10 protein-coding genes and 1 other annotated feature are annotated in these 17804 nt (G+C 60.3%); of the genes, 4 read left to right on the top strand and 6 right to left on the bottom strand.

Features of this window, described 5'->3' with window-relative positions:
• Window positions 1-8: 8 nt before the first annotated feature.
• The 4 genes from OCV80_RS15750 to OCV80_RS15735 are packed head-to-tail and all read left to right on the top strand — an operon-like array spanning window position 9 to window position 4567.
• Window positions 9-659, top strand: coding sequence for a potassium channel family protein (locus OCV80_RS15750; protein ID WP_025543703.1), 651 nt, complete (start codon window positions 9-11; stop codon window positions 657-659).
• Window positions 660-695: 36 nt separating this feature from the next.
• Window positions 696-1187 carry a LysR family transcriptional regulator gene (locus tag OCV80_RS15745; RefSeq protein WP_119310766.1) on the top strand — a complete coding sequence of 164 codons (492 nt, stop codon included), beginning with the start codon at window positions 696-698 and terminating at the stop codon, window positions 1185-1187.
• Between the two features lie 40 nt (window positions 1188-1227).
• The gene (locus OCV80_RS15740; protein WP_025543701.1) at window positions 1228-3873 is read left to right on the top strand and encodes a sensor histidine kinase; all 2646 of its coding nucleotides are present in this window, start codon (window positions 1228-1230) and stop codon (window positions 3871-3873) included.
• Complete coding sequence (locus tag OCV80_RS15735; RefSeq protein WP_021750429.1) at window positions 3866-4567, top strand: response regulator; 702 nt, start codon at window positions 3866-3868, stop codon at window positions 4565-4567. Before OCV80_RS15740 ends, OCV80_RS15735 begins: the two co-directional genes overlap by 8 nt.
• 1167 nt (window positions 4568-5734) lie before the next feature.
• Here OCV80_RS15735 and OCV80_RS15730 read toward each other — a convergent pair.
• The 6 genes from OCV80_RS15730 to gltB all read right to left on the bottom strand — a co-directional run bounded on the left by OCV80_RS15730 (window position 5735) and on the right by gltB (window position 17802).
• Window positions 5735-6112: a dehydroquinate synthase/iron-containing alcohol dehydrogenase family protein gene (locus OCV80_RS15730; RefSeq protein ID WP_136891619.1), complete on the bottom strand. Its 378-nt coding sequence runs from the start codon at window positions 6110-6112 to the stop codon at window positions 5735-5737.
• A 267-nt stretch (window positions 6113-6379) separates the two neighbouring features.
• Window positions 6380-7108 (bottom strand): creatininase family protein, encoded by a 729-nt coding sequence (locus OCV80_RS15725; protein ID WP_249390710.1) that lies wholly within the window; start codon window positions 7106-7108, stop codon window positions 6380-6382.
• 587 nt (window positions 7109-7695) lie between these two features.
• Window positions 7696-9783 carry a glutamine synthetase III family protein gene (locus OCV80_RS15720; RefSeq protein ID WP_267288548.1) on the bottom strand — a complete coding sequence of 696 codons (2088 nt, stop codon included), beginning with the start codon at window positions 9781-9783 and terminating at the stop codon, window positions 7696-7698.
• Window positions 9784-9842: 59 nt separating this feature from the next.
• On the bottom strand, window positions 9843-11426 hold the full coding sequence (gene asnB / locus OCV80_RS15715; protein WP_267288547.1) for an asparagine synthase B: 1584 nt from the start codon (window positions 11424-11426) through the stop codon (window positions 9843-9845).
• Window positions 11427-11474: 48 nt separating this feature from the next.
• Window positions 11475-11722: a binding site (T-box leader), on the bottom strand.
• A 124-nt stretch (window positions 11723-11846) separates the two neighbouring features.
• Window positions 11847-13253: a glutamate synthase subunit beta gene (locus OCV80_RS15710; protein WP_119310770.1), complete on the bottom strand. Its 1407-nt coding sequence runs from the start codon at window positions 13251-13253 to the stop codon at window positions 11847-11849.
• A 16-nt stretch (window positions 13254-13269) separates the two neighbouring features.
• Window positions 13270-17802 (bottom strand): glutamate synthase large subunit, encoded by a 4533-nt coding sequence (gene gltB / locus OCV80_RS15705; protein ID WP_267288546.1) that lies wholly within the window; start codon window positions 17800-17802, stop codon window positions 13270-13272.
• Window positions 17803-17804: the final 2 nt, after the last annotated feature.

Here is a 17804-nt window from a genome sequence, read left to right as displayed (position 1 = left end):
TGAAATACATGAAGACAATTTTGCTGATCGGTTTAGGCCGCTTCGGCCGCCATGTGGCCATGAAGCTCCACGAATTGAACCATCAGGTGATGGCGGTGGATCAGGACGAGGAAAAAGTCAACCGGATTTTGCCCTATGTGACCAGCGCCCAGATCGGAGACAGCACAAACGAGGAATTTTTGGCCTCTTTGGGGGTGCGAAACTTTGATGTATGTATCGTCGCTATCGGCGATAATTTCCAGAGTTCTCTGGAGACGGCTTCCCTGCTGAAGGAGGCGGGGGCGAAAAAGGTGGTGGCCCGGGCCGCACGGGACATTCAGGCCAAATTCCTGCTGCGAAACGGGGCGGACGAGGTCGTCTACCCAGAGCGGCAGATCGCGGTCTGGACCGCCATCCGATACAGCTCGGATAATATTTCGGACTATATCGCGCTGGGGGACGATCATGCCATCTTTGAGATTCAGGTTCCGGATAACTGGGTCGGCAAGACCATCGGCCAGCTGGATGTCAGGAAACGGCATCATGTGAGCATACTGGCCATCAAGCAGAACGGACACTTCGCCATGACGGTCATTACGCCGGAGACCTGTCTCCCGGCCAACAGCACCATGCTGGTTTTGGGAACAAACCAGAACGTTCAAAAATGCTTCCACATCTAGCGGCTGCGGCTCCAGGCATGGAAAGGACAGGTTGGGATGGAGTATATGATTTTGCTTGGCGGCCTTCTCGTGTTTGCGCTGGTCGGTTTCTGGATGATGGGAAGGGTTGACAGGTTTCTGAATGCGGCGCGGGCAGAGCAGGAGGGGCGGCAGCATGCCGAGTGCTTGAAGATCGCGGCATCGGACCCCTGTGTGATGCAGCCTGTTTTTAAAACTGTGTCGGCGCTTAAGGAGCAGCACCCGGACTTGTGGTGTGAGCTGTCCTTCGGAAGAGAAGCGGAGGTTTTGGGATGTCTCAGCACAGGCAATGTGGACGTTGCGATTCTCCCCGGTGAGACAGGGGGCGGAGCGGCGTTTGAAAGCAGAGACTTTCTGTTTTCGCCGGTTTCTTTCCGGGCGGTGGAGGATTGCACGACCTTGTCATCTATCGACACAAGCGTGCGGCGGCAAAGGATATTGCTGAAACAGAATACATCTGCTTCCCTGGCTGCGGAATTTGTTCAGAGAATTTGTGAACAGAAACCGTAGAAACGTGCTATAATAGAGCCGTTTGAAGGGAGGCGGTAATATGGAGACTTCTGCGCAGGTCGGACGGGGAGAGCGGAGGCGGAAAGGATCCCTTACGATTTTTGCCGGTTATTTCTCCGGCACGGGAAAGACCTACCGGATGCTGGAGGCTGCCGGCCGCGCCGTGCGGGCTGGAGAGGATGTTGCCGTCGGCCTGCTCTCCTGCAGCCAATGGCCGCAGACGCAGATCTTGGCGGATGGCTTTGAGACGCTGCCGCTCAAAGCGTTTTCGGAGGCGGGGAAGACCGTTTATGAGCTTGACGTGGATGCCTGTCTGAAGCGCGGCCCAAGGCTTCTCTTGATCGACGAGCTCTCTCATGAAAACGCGGGCGGCTCCCGCCACAGAAAACGCTGCCAGGATATTGAAGAACTGCTGCAGGCAGGGATTGATATCTATACGACGCTGGATGTACAGCACATTGAGAGTATTCAGGACACCGTTTCCGAAATTTTGGGCGCTCCGGCCGAGGAGCGGATTCCGGACAGGGTGTTCGATCAGGCCGCGCGCGTGGAATTCGTGGACTGTGAACCGGAAGACCTGCGGGAACGCCTGATCCGGCAGGACCGGACGGATCTGCTGTCTGAATATTCACAGCCCAAATTGAGCGCGCTTCGGGAGCTTGCCCTTCGCCGCTGCGCGGACCGGACGGCTCTGGATACACAAAAGAGCCGGGGCGGAGAGAGGTACCGGACCCGGGAGCATGTCCTGGTCTGCCTTTCCGCAGCACCTTCCAATGAACGTGTCATCCGAACGGCTGCCCGGATGGCCGACGCGTTCCGCTGCGGCTTTACGGCGCTGTTTGTTGAGACAAAAAATTTTCAGTCCATACCGCAGCCGGATCGGAACCGTCTGAGGGCCAATCTGCGTTTGGCTCAACAACTGGGTGCATCCGTCGAGACGGTATATGGCGATGACGTGGCCTACCAGATCGCCGAATTTTCCAGGCTGTCCGGCGTGACCAAGATTGTGCTGGGCCGTGGAGAGACTTCCAACCGCATCCTGTTTTGGAAGCCCTCGCTGACGGAACGGCTGGTTGAGCTCACACCGGAACTGGACATCCACATCATTCCTGACACTGGAACAGCAAGGCGGTTTGCCTCCCATTACAAAAAAGAGCTGTATGCACCCGCGGTCCCCCTCCTGGATTTGCTGAAAAGCACTCTGCTCCTGGTGCTGTCTACGCTGGTGGGCCTTATCTTCTATTATCTGGGCTTGAGCGAGGCCAATATCATCACAGTCTATATCCTGGGGGTGATGCTGACCTCTATCTTCACAAAGAGCGCGGTTTGCAGCTTTCTGAACTCGGTTGTGGGCGTCTTGGCGTTTAACTTCTTTTTTACGGAGCCAAGATTTTCACTGCATATCTACGCCAGCGACTATATGGTCACATTTTTGGTCATGTTTCTGGCATCCCTTCTTACAGGCTCTCTGGCCGCCAAGCTAAAATCTCTGGCGAAGCACTCAGCCCAGCTGGCATGGCGGACCAAGCTTTTGTTTGAAACGAATCAGGAATTGCAGAAGGCCGGAACCCAGGACGAGATCCTTTCTGTCACCGCACGGCAGCTGCTGAAGATTTTTCAGCGCGATATTGTCACCTATCGGTCAGATCAGGGACAGCTGGACGCGCCGAAGATCTTTCCGGTTGATGATGCGTTTTCCGAAAGCAAATACTCCGCCGCATCGGAGCATCAGGCGGCCCAGTGGGTTCTGACCAACAACAAGCGGGCGGGCGCCGGGACGGAGACGTTTTCGGATGCGTGCTGCACATATCTGGCCGTCCGGACCGCAGAACAGGTATATGGGGTCATAGGCGTCGCGGCCTCTGGCGAGGAGATGGATTCCTTTGAAGGCGGACTGCTCCTCTCGATCCTGGGGGAGTGCGCCCTCGCTATGGAAAACCAGAAAAACCTGGAGGAGAAAGAGGCGGCTGCGGTCCTGGCCAAGAACGAGCAGCTGCGGGCCAATCTGCTCCGCTCGATTTCCCACGACCTGCGCACACCGCTCACCTCCATCTCCGGAAATGCCAGCAACCTTCTCTCCAACGGAGATATGTTTGACGCAAAGACCAAGCATCAGATGTATGTGGATATTTATGACGACGCCATGTGGCTCATCAATCTGGTGGAGAATCTATTATCCGTCAGCCGCCTGGAGGGAGGGCAGATGAATCTGCACCTGTCCACAGAGCTGATAGGTGAAGTGGTGGCTGAGGCGCTGCGGCACATCAACCGCAGAAGCGCGGAGCACCATCTGCATATCCAGAGCGGCGACGAGTACCTGCTGGCGCAGATGGACGCGCATTTGATCGTGCAGGTCATCATCAATATCGTGGACAATGCGATCAAGTACACGCCGCCTGGCTCTGACATTGAGATTAGCTGGGAGCGGCAGGGGCGGTTCGCCGCACTGTCGGTTGCTGACAACGGCCCGGGCATTCCTGACTCGGCAAAACCCCGCGTTTTTGACATGTTCTACAGCGCCTCGAACCGGATTGCCGACAGCCGTCGCAGCATGGGGCTGGGGCTGGCGCTGTGCAAGTCTATCATCACGGCCCATGGCGGGGAGATCACGGTGGCTGACCACGCGCCCCATGGGACAGTTTTTACGTTTACCATACCAATTGAGGAGGTTGAATTGCATGAATAAACCCTTGATTTTGGTCGTGGAGGACGATGCGCCTGTCCGCAGTCTGATCACAACGACTCTGCGGGCGCACGATTACCGTTTTCTCTCTGCGGCCAACGGGGAATCCGCTATTCTGGAAGCCAGTTCGCACAATCCGGACATCATGCTGTTGGATTTGGGACTGCCGGATCTGGATGGCGTAGAGGTGATTCACCGTGTCCGCACCTGGTCGAATCTGCCGATTATTGTGATTAGCGCCCGCAGCGAGGACACGGATAAGATTGAGGCGCTGGATGCCGGGGCAGATGACTATCTGACCAAGCCGTTCTCCGTGGAGGAACTGTTGGCCCGTCTGCGGGTAACCCAGCGCAGGCTGGCTACCCTGCAGGCCGGAGTGGTGAACGAAGGCGCTGTATTCACCAACGGCAGGCTGAAGGTGGATTATGCTGCGGGGTGCGCGTTTCTGGGCGAAGAGGAACTGCATCTGACGCCCAGTGAGTACAAGCTGCTATGCCTGCTGTGCAAGAATGTGGGCAAAGTGTTGACGCACACCTTCATCGCCCAGCAGATCTGGGGCAGGAGTTGGGAAAACGATGTGGCATCTCTCCGGGTCTATATGGCCACCCTGCGCAAGAAGTTGGAACGGGATCCGGATTCTCCGCAATATATTCAGACGCACATTGGAGTAGGGTACCGGATGCTAAAGGTGGAGTAACAGCGGATGCATTCCAATTTCAGTGAAAAGATCGTTTTATTCTTCATGTGATGTGTGATGCATTTTGCGGCACTTGAAATACTGGATTCCATGGGCATAAATGAGTCGAGATTGAAAAAAATTGCCTGGACGACTGTTTGACACCTATTTGTAAATAACCCGGAGCTGTTGCGGTGCAACGGTTCCGGGTACTTCTCCTCAATGTGCCGAAATTTGTGCAACTCCACGGAACCCCTTGTGCTCCAATGAGTTTCTCTTTGACGGACTGAGAACTCCAACTTTGCAGACCATTGCCTCGAATGCAGCTGGGCGCACCAAGGACCGCCGAAAATTAAAAATTTTCGGCGGTCCTTGTCTGCGGCTATGAAAAACGGCCCACTGACAAATTGGAGCTGCGGGGGATGTCCCATCCGACAGTGTGACAAAGGCGAAAGAGACAGCCCCGGCGTTCATGAGGCAGAGGCGTCCCGGCAGCGGTCTTTACCGCAGGTACAGGGCATTCCGGCTGATGAGAAACGTAAGAGCGGTTGTTTCTGCTGCCTGTCTGGCCTATCCGGCGTGATGGGGAAATTGGGGTTCCAAGTTTTTAAGAGCCGACAAATCAACTGGGAGGCGTATGCGCAGAAACTGGAGGCTCTGTGAGAAGGAGGAAGCCTGTCCCGAAAGGGGCAGGCTTCCTTTGCTGTGAGATGGATACTATTGAGAGCGGTTAAAGAGGATAAAAATAAAGTTTATACGGGGCCCCATGGTACAACCAAGTAAAAAGGCGGCCAAAACACGATGAAGGGACTGTATGAACTGTTGTCATACTGCCGGCCCTATCAAAGGACCGCATACTTGCGTGGAGTGATTGGCACGGTATTCCCGCGGTGTCATACCAGAGAGAACATTGAGCTGCTTATGGAAGTAAATTGCGCTGTCCAACCCGCAGCTTGAAAAGAACCACACATGTGTCTATTCAGAAGGAAAAACCATTCAACGTTATGATGCCAATATGGAATAAATTTGCCCAGCTACAAATTGTTGAATATAACCTTGATTAGCTGCGCAGGGAAAAGCCGCAGTACCGCGCGGAGCGGTTTTTTCGCAATAGGCACCTAGCGATATTGTGTGTTCGATGATTATTGATCGTCTTCCTGCAGAAAAACAAGGAGAGCAGTCTGGGGGTTATCTGTTCTTAAAAATGCTTCCTGCCGTATCTGCAGTCAAGAGCGCATCTGCAATTTCTGCTTTCGGTGCGTTTTTGGGTACCGACTGAACAATCGTGCAGAAGGGAATCAGCTTGCCGTGGAGAATTCTGTGCAGCTCAGGAATAAGGGCATAGCATTTCCGGATGCTGTGAGTCACCGCTAGAATGCCGCGCTCAAAACCGACGCCGGATGGATGGGTGCTGACCTCAATGATGTTGTCCGTGGCAGATGTGCAGATCTTGCGTTCTCCTGCGAATGTTGCCGCATAGCCGTTCTCCGGCAGAGGGTGGCCAACCATATATCCGCGATGGCCGGAGGCCCCCCGACGCGGCTGTTGCTTCTCGAGTGCAGGCAAGCCCCGGTTTCAAACCATGTCACCATTGCGTCACCCATTCCTGCGACCTAAAATCTTGCGGGAGGAGGGCAGATCATGCAGGGATCTACCATAACAATATCAGGGCTTGCATCTAAAAACAGATAGGCGTCAAACACACCCCGGTCATCATACATCGCGCTGAGAGAAGAGCGGGGAGTCTGCTGAGCACACCTGAAATCTGGCATCTTCGGAAAGCCAGAGCAGGCAGAAAACGGAAAGTCTTTCTGCCTGTTCTGAATACTGGAGTTACTTCTTGTAGTAGGTGGGTCGGCCCTTCTCGTCGTGGTCCTTGTCGAAGGTGGGATAGGCGCCGCCGTTGAAGCCGTTGTAGCCCAGGGGATTGCGGAAGCCCAGGGGGTTCTTGCCCACAGGATGGGTCTCCAGCAGCTCCTTGATCAGCTCACTGTAGCCCTCCACAACGGCCTCCACCAGCAGCTTGTCGCCCTTCTCCTTGGTGGCCTTGGTGGGGTTGCCGATGACGCCGTAATCCAGGTCGTCCTTCTCCAGCAGCGCGAAGGTGCCCTCAGCGCCGTAGAACTGCCAGCGGTGAGAGGCCTCGCCGGGAGCCATCTTCCACTTGGGGTCCACCAGGGGCGTGCCGCCGCCGTCGATGGCCAGGTCCATGTGGACCAGGTCGCCGTACAGGGACAGCGCCATGGAGGTCTCCGCCTCGTCGGCGTGCCACATGAAGTCCTCCAGCACGTTCTTGTTGTCCCGCAGGAAGTCATACCAGGTGGAAGCCAGAACGAAGTAGCCCTCCGCTGAGCGACGGTTCTGCAGGCTGGCAGGGCCGTTGCCCGCGAGGCGGCGGACCTGCTGTCCATTCAGTATTATGTCCGGGACATCGAAGAAGAGATAGCCAAGCGCATGAAGCAGCCGGTCAAGGAGATCAGCGAGGTGGAAAAGGATGCTGAGAGCCGCTTCGATGTCTTCGGCAACATTCTGGCCCAGGTGTTGGCACTGAGTCCTCTCCATAAGGGGGTATTGGAGTGCCCGCCCGATTTGGCAGAGCGACTCCGAAGGCGTTCCTCTCTGGAGATGGTCACGACATCACTTTGCCAACAAGGGGCCGGACACAGACTGCGCGGTGCTGCTATAAACGATTGGTTATCCCAAAGCACAGCCCTGTCCACCAATTTGGGTGGACAGGGCTGTGCCGTGCATGAAATGGCAGGTTCAGAATTGAAAAGTCGCTGTGTCTCTTGATTGGCCTCCGCCGCGGCAATGAACTCCCGGAATACAAGGGGGCCTGCCTACGGTAGGAACAGGGGCAGGGGCCTATTGGCTCCACATCGGGCTGGATGTCCGGGTCCGGCAGTTCTGCTTCCGGTGCCGGGTGGGCTTTTCCATTCAGAACCCGATGTACGCATAAAAGGCCCGGGCCGGTTGTTGCTCGCCTCTGATGACAAATACTGCCCCGTGCCGCCAGGGGGCCCTGGTGCCCAAGGCCGGGGCCAGACATGGGCCAGACTTCTGGAGGGCGACATTCACCCCGGCCACCGGCAGCCGACCCGGGGAGGCCGCCGCAATTCCCGCCCCCGGGCCGAATACTGTGCTGCGGATCAGACAGAGAACAACAGGTCGGAGTAGGTGGGGAAAGGCCAGCGGTCAGAGCTGGTGAGGGTCTCCAGCTGATCGGCAGCCCGCCGGGCGGTATCCATATCGGGGATCAACACATCATGGCTGTATCGCATAGCTTCCGCAGCGTCCGCGGGAATTGCAGACAGGTCCATCTCCAGCTTGTCGGAGGCGGCCATCAGGGCATCCGTCAAGCTGCCGATCTGGCAGGCAGTGCTGACCTCATACTGGCAGCAGGCACCCAGGTCCTTTTTGGTACCGGCCCGGCTGCACAGGTCCCCGGCAAAGGCGGAGACGGCGGGTAGGATTTGGCGGCGGATCATGTCCGTCATGGTCCGGGCCTCGATACAGATGACCGTAGAGTAGTTCTCAATATGGATCTCCGCCCGGGCCTCGATCTCCTCCTTGGTGTAGATGCCGTGCTTGACAAACAGATCCACGTTTTTGGGAGCGGTGTACATGGGCAGAGCGTCAGCGGTGGAGGTCAGGTTGGAGAGGCCACGTTTCCGGGCCTCCTTCAGCCAGGCCTCGTCATAGCCGTTGCCGTTGAAGATGATCCGCTGATGCTCGGTGAACACCCGGCGGATCAGCTTCTCCAGGTCGGCCTGGAAGTCCCGGGATGCCTCCAGCTCGTCCGCAAACTGTTCCAGTTCCTCGGCCATGATGGTGTTCAGGGTGATGTTTGGACCGGAGATGGACTGGGAGGAGCCCAGCATCCGGAACTCGAACTTGTTGCCGGTAAAGGCCATGGGGGAGGTGCGGTTCCGATCCGTGTTATCCTGGGGGATAGCGGGCAGGGAGTCCACGCCGATCTTCAGCGTCCGCTTGCCGGTGCTCTGGAAGTCCGTGTCGTTGATGATGGAGTCCACCACAGCGGAGAGCTCGTCTCCCAGGAAGATGGAGAGCACGGCGGGCGGTGCCTCCTGGGCGCCCAGCCGGTGGTCGTTGCCGGGGAAGGCCACCGTGGCCCGCAGGAACTCCTGATAGTCGTCCACACCCTTGATGAAGGCCGCCAAAAACAGCAGGAACTGGGCGTTCTGCCGGGGGGTGGAGCCGGGCTTGAACAGGTTCTTGCCCGTGTCGGTGGAGAGGGACCAGTTGTCATGCTTGCCGGAGCCGTTGACGCCCGCGAAGGGCTTCTCATGGAGCAGGCACACCAGTCCGTGGCGGTCGGCCACCTTCTTCATCATTTCCATGGCCAGCTGGTTCTGGTCGCAGGCGGAGTTGGCATCGGAGAACACCGGCGCCATCTCATGCTGAGCAGGGGCTACCTCGTTGTGCTTGGTCTTAGACAGGACGCCGAGAGCCCAGAGCGTCTCATCCAGATCCTTCATATACGCGGCCACTCTGGGGCGGATGGCACCGAAGTAATGGTCCTCCAGCTCCTGCCCCCTGGGGGGCTTTGCGCCGAACAGGGTCCGGCCGCACATTCGCAAGTCCTCCCGCTTCTCATAGAGGGCCTTGTCAATCAGAAAATACTCCTGCTCCGGCCCTACCTGGGCAGTGACCCGCTTCGTCTCTGTGTCGCCGAAGAGCCGGAGGATGCGGACCGCCTGGCGGCTGACCTCGTCCATGGACCGCAGAAGAGGCGTCTTCTTGTCCAGGGCTTCGCCGGAGTAGGAGCAGAAGACGGTGGGGATGCACAGGCTGCCCTCCTTGATGAAGGCAAAGGAGGTGGGATCCCAGGCGGTGTAGCCCCGGGCCTCAAAGGTGGCCCGCAGACCGCCGGAGGGGAAGGAGGAGGCATCCGGTTCACCCCGGATCAGCTCCTTGCCGGAGAATTCCATCATGATCTTTCCGCCGCCCACAGGGGCGATGAAGCTGTCGTGCTTCTCCGCCGTGACGCCGGTCATGGGCTGGAACCAGTGGGTGAAATGGGTGGCGCCTTTTTCCACGGCCCACTGCTTCATGGCCTCAGCGATCTCATTGGCGGTGGAGAGGTCCAGGGGCGTCCCCTCCGTCACGCACTTCTTCCAGGCGCTGTAAGACGCCGAGGAGAGACGCTCCTTCATAGTGCCTTCGTTAAATACCAGACTCCCAAACAGCTCCGGCAATTTCTTCGTCTCACACATCACACAAAACCTCCTGTCTCAAATTCGTTCTGTATCAAAAAGGAATGCGGAGAGCTTTCTCACATTCCGCTCTGACCGTAGTTGGAGAGGACCCGGGCGGAGGGATCGTCCACGTCGCAGCCCTCCCAGGACCGGTTGGGCATCCAGAAGTCCCGGATCATCCGGGCCTGGCCGGGGTAACACTGCTCAAAGATCTCCCGGTACAGCAGGCTCTCCTTGGTGAAGGGCGGACAGTAGTCATACTGTTTGCGTCGGGTCTCAAACTCAGAATCCGTGTACTTCTCCTCCGCGTAAGCCTTCAGGTCGTCCACCATGGAGTGGCCCACTGCGTCGGAGAAGGCGGCCTTCTGCCGCCAGAGGATGCTGTCCGGCAGCAGGCGGTCCTTTTCAAACGCGTGGCGCAGCAGGTACTTGCCCATGCCATAGGTGTTCATTTTCAGCGCCGGATCCACCGCCATGACGTATTGCACGAAGTCCAGGTCGCCGAAGGGGACCCGGGCCTCCAGAGAGTTGACGGAGATGCACCGGTCCGCCCGCAGCACATCGTACATGTGCAGCTCATCCACCCGCTTTTTGGACTCCTGCTGGAAGGCTCCGGCGCTGGGGGCAAAGTCTGTGTACTTGTAGCCGAACAGCTCATCGCTGATCTCGCCGGTCAGCAGCACCCGGATGTCCGTCTTTTCGTGGATGGCCTTGCAGCAGAGATACATGCCCATGCTGGCCCGAATGGTGGTGATGTCCCAGGTGCCCAGGGCGGCGATGACGACGGGCAGGGCCGCCAGAACCTCCTTCCGGGTCATATAGACCTCCGTGTGATCGGCGCCGATGAACTCCGCCGCTTCCCGGGCGTACTTCAGGTCGATGGCATCCGTGTCCATGCCGATGGCGAAGGTACGGATCTTCTTCCCCAGAATTACGGAGCTGATGGCGCACACCAGGGAGGAGTCCAGCCCGCCGGAGAGCAGGAAGCCCAGGGGAGCGTCCGCGTCCAGCCGTTTATCCACCGCCGCGATCAGCTTGTTGCGGATGTTGCGGCAGACGGTCTCCAAGTCATCGGTGGAGTACTGCGTGACGGTGGTGAGATCCGCGTAGCGGACAAATTTTCCGTCCGCGTAATAGTGTCCCGGCGGGAAGGGGCGGATCCCCTTACACAACCCCACCAGGTTTTTCGGTTCGCTGGCAAAGACGATGGCGCCGGAGCGGTCATAGCCGTAGTACAGGGGCCGGATGCCGATGGGATCCCGGGCTGCGATGAGCTCATCCCGCTTGGAATCGTAGATGATGAGGGCGAACTCCGCGTCCAGCTTGGCGAACATCTCCAGGCCGTACTCCCGGTACAGAGGAAGCAGGATCTCACAGTCGCTGCCGCTGCGGAAGGAGTAGCCTTTTTCCGTCAGCTGCCGCTTCAGGGGGCGGAAGCCGTAGATCTCGCCGTTGCAGACCACATAGTCCCCGTCCAGCTCAAAGGGCTGCATCCCCGCCTCCGTCAGGCCCATGATGGCCAGCCGGTGAAAGCACAGCCAGCCGGACGGCGTCTCGAGGATCTGAGACATGTCCGGTCCCCGGGACCGGGTTCGGTCAAAGAAGGGCAGAAGTTCCTCCTTGGTGTAGGTCTTTTTGGAAAAACCCATAATTGCGCACATAGATAGAAGCACCTCCGAAATAAAAAAGATCGCAGCTCCGTCCTGAAATTTCAGGACGAATAGCTGCGATCCGCGGTGCCACCTGACTTGCCCCCTGATCGGGGACCTCTTTGACTAGGCTCCAACAAGCCCGCGTGAGGTAACGGTCACGACTCGTTTCACTTACTGGCGGTCTCCCGCGTTCAGATCACAGCTACGGAGTGTTCTTCCCGCGGACTCTTTGGTACGGGGTTCTCACCATCCCCCGCTCACTGGCCCGGAACATCCGCGGTACTTTTCTCCATCAACGCCTTTGCTGATGTTAAAATTATGGTCTAAAGATTACCACTGGGGATATCCGCTGTCAATGTGGGAATATCCCAAAACCCAGCTGAAAATTTCCTGAAATTTCTCCATCCTTGTGTCAGGGGGATGTCCCATCTACCCAATGGAGCGTACCAGATTCGTGTAGCCGGTCAGATACCGGTCCACCTCCGCAGCGGCGGAGCGCCCTTCGGCGATGGCCCACACCACCAGGGATTGGCCCCGGCGCATATCGCCAGCGGCGAACACCTTGTCCGCATTGGCAGCATAGCTCCCCGGCGCTGTGCGGACCGTCCTGTCCGCCTCCACACCGAAGGCCTCGCACACGCCCCGCTCACACCCGGCAAAGCCGGTGGCGCCGATCAACAGCTGGCAGGGCAGGGTATCCCCCTCCGTGGTGACCACACCGGTCAGGGAACCGCTTTCCCCCGCCACCAGGCTCTGGACCTGGACGCCGAACCGCCGGGGATCCTGGCCCGTAACGGCCAGCGCCTCTTCGTGGGCGTAATCCAGCGGCAGGCTTCCCGCAGCGTCCAGGTAATCCGTCCGGGGACGGCGCACCAGCTGGGTCACGGAGCGGCAGCCTTGCCGCAGGGCGGTGGCCACACAGTCGCTGGCGGTATCGCCAGTGCCGATGATAACCACATCCAGCCCGGAGGCGGAGGGAACCGCCGCCTCCGCCTTGCCGAACTGAGCCCGCTCCACAGCAGCCTTCAGGTACTCGGTGCCGTAGCATACGCCGGAGATGCCGGTGGTGTCCAGTCCCAAGGGCCGGGGCGCTCCGGCCCCGCAGCAGAGGATCACCGCGTCGTACTCCGCCAGCAGCCGCTTTGCCACGGCACCCTCTGAGGCGTCCACACCGCAGACGAAGGTGACGCCCTCCTCGGTCATCAGGTCGATGCGCCGCCGGACCACAGATTTGGGTAGCTTCATATTGGGGATGCCGTACATCAGCAGACCGCCGGGGTGCTCCGCCCGCTCGATGACGGTGACCATGTGGCCCCGGCGGTTCAGCTGGTCTGCTGCCGCCAGGCCCGCCGGGCCCGAGCCTACCACGCAGACCTTCTTCCCCGACCACTGGGGCGGCCGGCGTGGGCGGAGCTTCCCGGCGCCAAAGGCCGCTTCGATGATGCTCAACTCATTGTCCCGGACCGTAATGGGGTCCCCATAGATGCCGCAGATGCAGGCGTTTTCGCAGGGGGCGGGGCACACGCGGCCGGTGAACTCCGGAAAGCTGTTGGCCTTCAGCAGCCGGCTGAGGGCGTGGCCCCAGTTGCCGGAGAGGATCATGTCGTTCCACTCGGGGATCAGGTTGTGCAGGGGACAGCCAAAGGCCTTTCCCTCATATATCATCCCCGCCTGGCAGAAGGGGACGCCGCAGTTCATGCACCGGGCGCCCTGCTGGCGCCGGATCTCCTCCGGCAGGGGAAGGTGGAACTCCTCCCAGTCCCGGACCCGCTCCGCCGCGGGCCGGCGGCCATCCTCCCGGCGGGTATATTCCAAAAAGCCGGTGGGTTTTCCCATGTTGTCCAGCCTCCTCTCAAGCTCTGGTATTGGCGTAGAACGCCTCGATCTCCGCCTGCTGACGGGTCATGCCTTTCTCCTCGTACTGGGCGATGGACCGGAGCATCCGGTCGTAGTCCCGGGGCATGACCTTCTTGAAGCAGGGGACGTAGGAGTGGAAGGCCGCCAGGATCTTCTTCCCCCGGGGGGAGCCGGTGGCGGCCACATGGGCCTCAATGAGGGAGCGGAGCTCGGCGATGTCGTGAGGCTCCGTCAGGGTGTCCGTCATCACCTGGTCCTTGTTGAGGCGCATATAGAGGTCGTGCTTTTCGTCCAGCACATAGGCGATGCCGCCGGACATCCCGGCTGCGAAGTTCTTTCCCGTGGGGCCGAGGATCACGCAGCGGCCGCCGGTCATGTACTCGCAGCCATGGTCCCCCACGCCCTCCACCACGGCGATGGCGCCGGAGTTGCGGACGCAGAACCGCTCGCCGGCCATCCCGTTGATGAACGCCTGGCCGGAGGTGGCGCCGTACAGAGCCACGTTGCCCACGATGATGTTCTCGCCGGGGTCGAAGGTGCTGTCCTTGGGTGGATAGAGTACCAGCTTGCCGCCGGAGAGGCCCTTGCCCAGCCCATCGTTGCAGTCGCCCTCCAGCTCCAGGGTCAGTCCTTTGGGGATGAAGGCGCCGAAGGACTGGCCTCCGCCGCCATGGCAGGTGATGACATAACTGTCATCCGGCAGGGAGTCCCCGCACTGCCGGGTGATCTCGGCGCCGAACAGCGTGCCGAAGGCCCGGTCCGTGGAGGAGACGGTGAGCTCCAACCGGCCGGTCCGCTTCCCCTTCAGCGTCTTGCCCAGTTTGGCCAGCAGCACGCTCTCATCCAGGGTCCGCTCCAGATGAAAGTCGTAAACATCTCCGGGATTGAAGTGGGACGGCCCGCCGCTCCAGGGATTTTCCAGCAGGCTGCGGAGGTCCAGGGTCTCCGCCCGGTGGGTCACCAGCTTCTCCCGGACCCGCAGTAGGTCACTGCGGCCCACCAGTTCATCCACGGTGCGGATGCCCAGGGCCGCCATATACTCCCGCAGCTCCTGGGCCACGAATTCCATGAAGTTCACCACGTACTCCGGCTTGCCGGAGAAGCGGGACCGGAGCTGGGGATTCTGGGTGGCAATGCCCGCCGGGCAGGTGTCCAGGTTGCACACCCGCATCATGCAGCAGCCTAGGGCCACCAGGGGCGCGGTGGCAAAGCCGAATTCCTCCGCCCCCAGCATACAGGCGATGGCCACATCCCGCCCGGTCATCAGCTTGCCGTCGGCCTCCAGGGCCACCTGGCTCCGCAGACCGTTGGCGATCAGGGCTTGGTGGGCCTCCGCCACGCCCAGCTCCCAGGGCAGGCCCGCCCCGTGGATGGAGCTGCGGGGCGCGGCGCCGGTGCCGCCGTCATGGCCGGAGATCAGCACCACCTGGGCACCGGCCTTGGCCACGCCGGCGGCGATGGTGCCAACCCCCGCCTCGCTGACCAGCTTCACGCTGATCCGGGCCCGGCGGTTGGCGTTTTTCAGGTCATAGATCAGCTGGGCCAGGTCCTCGATAGAGTAGATGTCGTGGTGAGGCGGCGGAGAGATCAGTGTCACGCCGGGGGTGGAGCACCGGGTCCTGGCAATCCAGGGATAGACCTTTTTCCCGGGCAGATGGCCGCCCTCGCCGGGCTTGGCACCCTGAGCCATCTTGATCTGGATCTCCTGGGCGCTGGTGAGGTAGGCGCTGGTAACGCCGAACCGGCCGGAGGCTACCTGCTTGATGGCGGAGCACCGCTCATCGCGCAGGCGCGCCGCGTCCTCGCCGCCCTCGCCGGAGTTGGACTTGCCGCCGATGCGGTTCATGGCGATGGCCAGGCACTCGTGGGCCTCCTGGGAGATGGAGCCGTAGCTCATGGCGCCGGTTTTGAATCGCTTGACAATGGACGCCACAGGCTCCACCTCGTCGATGGAGATGCCGCCGCTCTCATCGAACTGGAAGTCCAGCAGCCCCCGCAGGGTATGGGGCTTGGCAGGCTCGTCCACCAGGGCGGAATACTCCTTGAAGGTCTCGTAGCTGCCCTCCCGGACGGCCTTCTGCAGCAGCAGGATGGTCCGGGGGTTGTACATGTGGTCCTCCTTGTCCGGGCCGGACCGCAGCTTGTGGATGCCGGTGGAGTCCAGCGTGGAGTCGTAGCCCAGGCCCAGGGGATCGAAGGCCTGGCTGTGGTTCCACTCCACGCCCTCCTCGATCTCTGCCAGGCCGATACCCTCCACCCGGCTGACTGTGTTGGTGAAGTACTTGTCCACCACGTCCCGGTTGATGCCCAGGCACTCGAAGATCTGGGCGGACTGGTAGGACTGGATGGTGGAGATGCCCATTTTGGAGGCGATCTTCACGATGCCGTGGAGGATGGCGCTGTTGTAGTCGTTGACGGCCGCAGTGGGATCCTTATCCAGCATCCCCAGGGTCACCAGCTCCTCTACGCACTCCTGGGCCAGATAGGGGTTGATGGCCTGGGCGCCGTAGCCCAGGAGGGTGGCGAAGTGGTGGACGTCCCGGGGCTCGGCGCTCTCCAGGATCATGGAGACTGCGGTGCGCTTTTTCGTCCGCACCAGATACTGCTCCAAGGCGGACACCGCCAGCAGGGAGGGGATGGCTACATGGTTCTCGTCCACCCCCCGGTCTGACAGGATCAGGATGTTGGTGCCATTCTTGTAGGCCCGGTCCACGTTGACGAACAGCCGGTCCAGGGCATTGGCCAAGGGAGAGCCCTTGTAGTACAGCAGGGAGATGGTCTCCACATGGAAGCCAGGCCGGTCCATGTAGCGGATCTTCATCAGATCCACGGAGGTGAGGATGGGGTTGTGGATCTGGAGGACTGTGCAGTTCTCCGCTCTTTCCTCCAGCAGATTGCCGCCGGAGCCCACATACACCGTGGTGTCGGTGACGATCTCCTCGCGGATGGCGTCCATGGGCGGGTTGGTCACCTGGGCGAAGAGCTGCTTGAAGTAGCTGAACAGGGGCTGGTGCTTTTCCGACAGCACCGCCAGCGGTGTGTCCACGCCCATGGCGGAGGTGGGCTCCGCCCCATCCCGGGCCATGGGGAGGATGGCGTCCTTCACCTCCTCATAGGTGTAGCCGAAGGCCTTGTACAGCCGGTCCCGCCGCTCCTGGGAGGACCGCTCCACACGCCGGTTGGGGATGGGAAGATCCCGCAGGTATACCAAGTGGGCATCGAGCCACTCGCCGTAGGGCTGCTGGCGGGCGTACCGCTCCTTGACCTCGGCGTCGTCCACCAGTCGACCGGCAGTCAGGTCTGCCAGCAGCATCCGCCCCGGCTGGAGCCGGGACTTCTTCACGATCTTCTCCGGCGGGATGTCCAGCACCCCCACCTCGGAGGAGAGAATCAGCTGCTTGTCGGTAGTGAGATACCACCGACAGGGGCGCAGGCCGTTCCGGTCCAGCACCGCGCCCACCGTGTCCCCATCGGAGAACACGATGGCCGCCGGGCCGTCCCAGGGCTCCATCATGGTGGCATAGTAGTGGTAGAAGTCCCGCTTCTCCCGGCTCATTTTCCGGTCGTTGGCCCAGGGTTCCGGGATGCACATCATCACCGCCTGGGGCAGTGGGATGCCGTTCATCATCAGAAATTCCAGGGTGTTGTCCAGCATGGCGGAGTCGGAGCCGCTCTGGTCTACCACCGGCAGGATCTTGTCCATGTCCGCCTCCAGTACGGCCGAGTGCATAGTCTCCTCCCTGGCCAGCATCCGGTCCACGTTGCCCCGGATGGTGTTGATTTCACCGTTATGGAGGATGTAGCGGTTGGGATGGGCCCGCTCCCAGCTGGGGGTGGTGTTGGTGGAGAACCGGGAGTGGACCAGGGCGATGGCGCTCTCACAATCCGGCTCCGTCAGGTCCGTGTAGAACTTCCGCAGCTGCCCCACCAGGAACATGCCCTTGTACACGATGGTCCGGCTGGAGAAGGAGCAAATGTAGGTGTTCACATTGGATTGCTCGAACTCCCGGCGGACCACATACAGCTTCCGGTCAAAGTCCAGGCCACGGGCGCAGTCTACAGGCCGGGCCACAAAGCACTGGCAGATGCAGGGCATACAGTCCAGGGCCTTCCGGCCCAGCACCTCCGGATGGGTGGGCACATCCCGCCAGCCCAGGAAGTCCAGCCCCTCCTTGGACGCGATGATCTCCAGCATCTTCTGGGCCTGGGCCCGCTTCAGCGCGTCTGCGGGGAAGAAGAACATGCCCACGCCATAATCCCGGGGGCCGCCCAGGGCGATGCCCTCGGCGGAGGCCGCCTTCACCATCAGCTTGTGTGGCACCTGAATCATCAGCCCCACGCCGTCACCGGTCTCGCCGGTGGCGTCTTTACCTGCCCGGTGCTCCAGCTTTTCCACGATCTTCAGGGCACTGTCCACTGTGGCGTGGGACGGCGTGCCCTTCAAATTCACCACGGCGCCGATGCCGCAGGCGTCGTGCTCCCACAGGGGATCATAGATATTGTGTATGTTCTGCGCTGGTCCACTCATTG

The sequence above is a fragment of the Oscillibacter acetigenes genome (assembly GCF_025567605.1).
Taxonomy (GTDB): Bacteria; Bacillota; Clostridia; order Oscillospirales; family Oscillospiraceae; genus Oscillibacter; species Oscillibacter welbionis.
The sequence above is the reverse complement of the archived record's forward strand: the minus strand, read 5'-3'. Positions and strand labels throughout refer to the sequence as shown.

Bases quoted from the DNA above. Each gene is read 5' to 3' on its own strand.
- OCV80_RS15750 (WP_025543703.1), top strand. From the start codon at position 9: ATGAAGACAATTTTGCTGATCGGTTTAGGCCGCTTCGGCCGCCATGTG.
- OCV80_RS15745 (WP_119310766.1), top strand. From the start codon at position 696: ATGGAGTATATGATTTTGCTTGGCGGCCTTCTCGTGTTTGCGCTGGTC.
- OCV80_RS15740 (WP_025543701.1), top strand. From the start codon at position 1,228: ATGGAGACTTCTGCGCAGGTCGGACGGGGAGAGCGGAGGCGGAAAGGA.
- OCV80_RS15735 (WP_021750429.1), top strand. From the start codon at position 3,866: ATGAATAAACCCTTGATTTTGGTCGTGGAGGACGATGCGCCTGTCCGC.
- OCV80_RS15725 (WP_249390710.1), bottom strand. From the start codon at position 7,108: ATGGAGAGGACTCAGTGCCAACACCTGGGCCAGAATGTTGCCGAAGAC.
- OCV80_RS15720 (WP_267288548.1), bottom strand. From the start codon at position 9,783: ATGTGTGAGACGAAGAAATTGCCGGAGCTGTTTGGGAGTCTGGTATTT.
- asnB (WP_267288547.1), bottom strand. From the start codon at position 11,426: ATGTGCGCAATTATGGGTTTTTCCAAAAAGACCTACACCAAGGAGGAA.
- OCV80_RS15710 (WP_119310770.1), bottom strand. From the start codon at position 13,253: ATGGGAAAACCCACCGGCTTTTTGGAATATACCCGCCGGGAGGATGGC.
- gltB (WP_267288546.1), bottom strand. From the start codon at position 17,802: ATGAGTGGACCAGCGCAGAACATACACAATATCTATGATCCCCTGTGG.